Origin of the sequence: Mycobacterium sp. (assembly GCF_035623875.1) — a bacterium.
Taxonomy (GTDB): Bacteria; Actinomycetota; Actinomycetes; order Mycobacteriales; family Mycobacteriaceae; genus Mycobacterium.
Window position 1 is genome coordinate 1 of sequence record NZ_DASPSP010000123.1, and the last position, 4,300, is coordinate 4,300.

A 4,300-nucleotide genomic window follows, 5' to 3' on the forward strand; every position below is an offset into this window, starting at 1 on the left:
GGCCTGGCCAGTAAGGCATCTGCGCGAATGGCCATCGCTGGTGGAATTGCCTTGCTTACGCTTGCTGCGGCGGCCTCGGCCAGGTACGCAGCGCACACAGCGGGAAGCGGCAGGAAACCAGGCGCGGCTCCGGCAACCGAATTCGCAACGGTCTCCAAGCTGATGAACGATGCGATTGCGGCACAGAGGCTGCCGGGTGGCGTGGTGGTGATCGGGCATGGCGGCAGGATCGTCTTCCATCGGGCTTATGGTTCGCGCAAGATTGCCAGCGAACCGGGGCTCGATGGATCGCCCGCACGTGCGGAGCCGATGACCGAGGACACCATCTTCGACATCGCGTCGTTGACGAAGTGTCTCGCAACGGCGACCGCGGTCATGCAGCTTTACGAACACGGCAAGGTTGCGTTCGACGATCCCGTGCAGAAGTATTTGCCCGACTTCAACACGGGGAACGATCCACTGCGCGCAAAGGTGACGGTTCGCATGTTGCTGACGCACACTTCAGGCGAACCGGACGACGTCAACCTCCACGATCCGTGGGGACTGGGCGCAGCCGACAAAGCAGAGGGCATTCATCGTGCCCTCACCACGCCGTTGCAGTCGCCTCCCGGTGAGGTTTTCCGCTACTCCGACATCAACTACATTCTGCTTGGCGCGCTGATCGAGAAACTCACCGGCGAGCCGGAAGACGTTTACGTTCAGCAAAACGTGTTTGCTCCGCTCGGCATGCAGGAGACCCGCTATCTTCCGCCGGCCAAAGCATGCGGTCCACATGTGATGCGAGGAGTTGCGATTGCCTGGGCTCCCGCGCCGAAGGGGCGCATGCGGGTCGCCTGTCCTGCAGGCACCTGGAGCACCAGTCTGTTGTCGCGCATCGCACCAACCGCAATTGATGACCAAAGCAACGCCGATCCGGGCAAGAATCCCGATTTTGATTTCCTGCTTCGGGGCACCGTGCATGATCCGACGGCGCGCCGGATGGGTGGGGTGGCCGGGCATGCCGGTGTGTTCTCGACGGCGCACGATGTCAGCCTCTATGCGCAGGCGCTGCTTGATCGGCTTGCGGACCGCCCGAGCAAGTTTCCGCTGAAGCAGGCGACGCTGGAGTTGATGACGACTCCTCAGCAACCCGGACATACCGTTGGACAGGTCGAAGCAGCGAACGATGCCGCCCGAGAAGCTATCGCGAAGACGCCAAACACATATGATCCGCTGCTCGCCCCGCTCTATCCGGCGATCAAGGGACAAAACCTGTTCGGCTTCGGCTGGGATATCGATACCGACTATTCCAAGCCGCGAGGCCTGATCTTTCCCATCGGTAGCTTTGGCGCCACCGGCTTTACCGGGACGTCGCTTTGGCTGGACCCAGGCTCAGATACCTACGTGATTCTGCTCGCGAACTCAATCCATCAGCCAGGCAGTCCACCGATCTCGAGTCTGCGAGGTGACGTGGCGACGGCGGCAGCCCAGGCCTTGGGTCTCTAAAGCGCTTCGGCTTCGCATTCCGGCTCACTGCCGCCATGTCCCCGCCACTTCCGAAAGCCGCGATGCGCCGCGAACGCGCCGACAATCGCGGTCACACACCACACGCCGATCGCGGTGTATGCCAACAACGGCGACCGGTTCCCGATCGAGGCGCCCAGCGCAGTGTAGACGAACGCCCGCGGCACCGAACCGATGAACGCACCAACGGCCATCTGCCACAACGGAACTCCGAACGCCCCGAACGCATACGAGGCCAGCGCATCCGAGAGGCCGGGAACGAAGCGCTGACCGACCACCGCCCACAGCCCGCGTCGTTCGATCAGCGCGTCGATGCGGTCGGCACGTGACGCCCCCAGCAGAGCTCGCGCACTGTCCCGGCCAGCCCGACGGCCCACCAGGCTTGCGACGACCGCGGTGCCCACTGTCGCACCCAGCGTCACAAACACCCCCAGCACCGGACCGAACAGCAGCCCGCTGCTGGCGGCCAGGATCGGGCCGGGCACGAAGATCGCGCCGAGGACGGCCGACACCACGATGTAGGTCAGCGGCGCCGCCGGCCCCGTCGCCTTGACTGTGCGCCGCACGTCCTCGATGTCGACGACGTGCCGCACGGCCAGCAGATAGAACAGCGCGACCAAGAAAGCAGCGAACACCGCGAGCCGCAGGATGTGGCGTCGTCGCGATGTCGGTGTCGAACCGTCGTTGTCGGTCATGGTGGCCGCGATTCTTCCGCACCGGCGGTGACGGCAAATAAGCAGCACTCCCGTAGGGTCGCAAGGCGTGAGAACTGATGACGAAAGCTGGGACATCACCGAGAGCGTCGGCGCGACGGCGCTCGGTGTGGCGGCGGCGCGCGCGGCCGAAACCGAGAGCGACAATCCGCTGATCAGCGATCGGTTCGCGCGGGTTTTCCTCGACACCGCCGGCGACGGCGAGTGGGACTGGTACGGCGCTCCGGAGCTGCCCGCCGAGGTCGTCGAGGCCGCGCCCGAGTTGCCATTGCGGATGAAGTCGATGGTCAGCTATTTCGCTTCGCGGACCAGGTTTTTCGATACCTTCTTCCTCGACGCCGCCAGCGCGGGCATCCGTCAGGTGGTGATATTGGCGGCCGGCCTGGACGCGCGGTCCTGGCGGTTGCCGTGGCCCGACGGCGTCACCGTCTACGAGCTCGACCAGCCCAGGGTGTTGGACTTCAAAGCCTCGACGTTGCACGAGCACGGGGCCGATCCGCTATGTCATCGGGTCGGAGTTCCGGTGGATCTGCGTCAGGACTGGCCGAAAGCCTTGCAGCAGGCAGGTTTTGATGCATCGGTGCCGAGCGCCTGGTCGGCTGAGGGGCTGTTGATGTATCTGCCGGCGACGGCCCAGGAGTTGCTATTCAACCGCATCCAGGGGCTGACTGCCACCAGCAGCCGGGTCGGCATCGAGGCGTTGGCGCCCAACTTCGCCGACCCCGAGGCCGCGGCGCAACGGCGCGAGCGCATGGATCGGGTCCGGGCGTTGATGGCCAAGGTGGACCCGCAACGCGAGATCCCGCGAACCGACGAGCTGTGGTACTTCGAGGAACGCGAGGACGTCGCCAATTGGTGGGGTCGTCACGGCTGGCAGGTGACGGTGACGCCGTCGGATGAGCTGATGACCGGCTACGGCCGCAAACCTCCGGAACAGATCGACGACGGCGTGCCGCCGTACCTGTTCGTGTCCGCGCAGAAATAGTGAATTGCGGCCCGCTCGGCGGTACTCAGCTATCGAGTTGTCCGCAATGCATCATGACGCCGTGCAGGTTTAATGGGACCCGGGTGTAGCACCGGGCACCTGGACTGTGCGTCCTCCGCTGTGAGGGCTGCCCCCCATCGGGGGAATGATGTATCGGCTACCCGGGACCAGGATCCCGGGGTAGGGCGGGGAAGGTGGCTTATCCTGCGGGCTGCTGCCCGGTCCGCCGGGACCCGATTGGCAGTTGAAGCACGGTGGGGGTGGATATGACGGGGCGGCGTGAACAAGCCCTGCGCCGGCAGTCAACAGTGACAACCCGACTCCGGTAGCGATCGCGGCCGCCTCGGCCAGGAGCTTCACGTTCATGCTGATTGCTCCTCTCCGGGCGCGAATTTTTACATGATGTTTACAGACTACGCCCGGGACCACGAAGTTTGAAGCGTTTGCGCGACGGCAAACAGGAGCCGGCTATCCGTCGCTGCCGCGCAGTCGCACCATCCGCGTCGTCGAACTCTCGTCCAGCTCGACCAGATCGGAGCGGGACCGCAAGAAGTCGCTGAAGGACTTGAATCCCAGCGACTTTTCGCTGAATGACGGGTCCATCCGCTTCATCTGCGCCTTGACCGCCGAGTTGTGCAGCCAATCTACGTCGTCTTTCTCCAAGCCGATCCGCAAAGCGCGGGTTAGCAGATCAGTGGCCGCTTGCTGCGGATCGAGCTGTGACGGCTCACCGGCCTCGGCGGACTTCGTGCGGCTAGTCCGCTTCTTGGGCACGGCTTCGGAGGCGGCCGGCTCGGGTACCGGAACGCCGGGCAGCGCATTGTAGATGACAAAGTCGTCGCATGCGGCCGCCAGCGCCCGGCTCGACGAGCCCGCCACCCCGACCCCGACCACGTAGCGGCCCAGCCGCTTGCAGCGCTGCGCCAGCGGGATGTAGTCGGAGTCGCCGGCAACGATCACCACATGGGTCAGGTCGGGCAGCCGGAACATGTCCTCGACCGTGTCGACGGCCAGCCGGATATCGGCGCCGTTCTTGCCGTAGGCCGCCGCCGGGAACAGCTGCACCAGATCGACGGCGCGGCCCACCAGCTGTTCGCGG

The 4,300-nt window shown here is 64.9% G+C and carries 4 protein-coding genes; 2 read left to right on the top strand and 2 right to left on the bottom strand.

The window, feature by feature from the left end; translation table 11 throughout:
* Nucleotides 1-27 precede the first annotated feature (27 nt).
* On the top strand, nt 28-1,485 hold the full coding sequence (locus VEI45_RS10155) for a serine hydrolase domain-containing protein (protein ID WP_414687442.1): 1,458 nt from the start codon (nt 28-30) through the stop codon (nt 1,483-1,485).
* Here the strand turns inward: VEI45_RS10155 and VEI45_RS10160 are convergent.
* Nucleotides 1,482-2,198 (bottom strand): TVP38/TMEM64 family protein, encoded by a 717-nt coding sequence (locus VEI45_RS10160; protein WP_324852708.1) that lies wholly within the window; start codon nt 2,196-2,198, stop codon nt 1,482-1,484. The two genes, VEI45_RS10155 and VEI45_RS10160, sit on opposite strands and share 4 nt — an antisense overlap.
* Before the next feature lie 67 nt (nt 2,199-2,265).
* On the opposite strand from VEI45_RS10160, the gene VEI45_RS10165 reads away from it, so the two are divergent.
* The gene (locus VEI45_RS10165; protein ID WP_324852710.1) at nt 2,266-3,201 is read left to right on the top strand and encodes a class I SAM-dependent methyltransferase; all 936 of its coding nucleotides are present in this window, start codon (nt 2,266-2,268) and stop codon (nt 3,199-3,201) included.
* 468 nt (nt 3,202-3,669) lie between these two features.
* Here the strand turns inward: VEI45_RS10165 and VEI45_RS10170 are convergent.
* On the bottom strand, nt 3,670-4,300 hold a 631-nt coding region (locus VEI45_RS10170), incomplete at its 5' end, for an NYN domain-containing protein (RefSeq protein ID WP_324852712.1).

Bases quoted from the DNA above. Each gene is read 5' to 3' on its own strand.
- VEI45_RS10155 (WP_414687442.1), top strand. From the start codon at position 28: ATGGCCATCGCTGGTGGAATTGCCTTGCTTACGCTTGCTGCGGCGGCC.
- VEI45_RS10160 (WP_324852708.1), bottom strand. From the start codon at position 2,198: ATGACCGACAACGACGGTTCGACACCGACATCGCGACGACGCCACATC.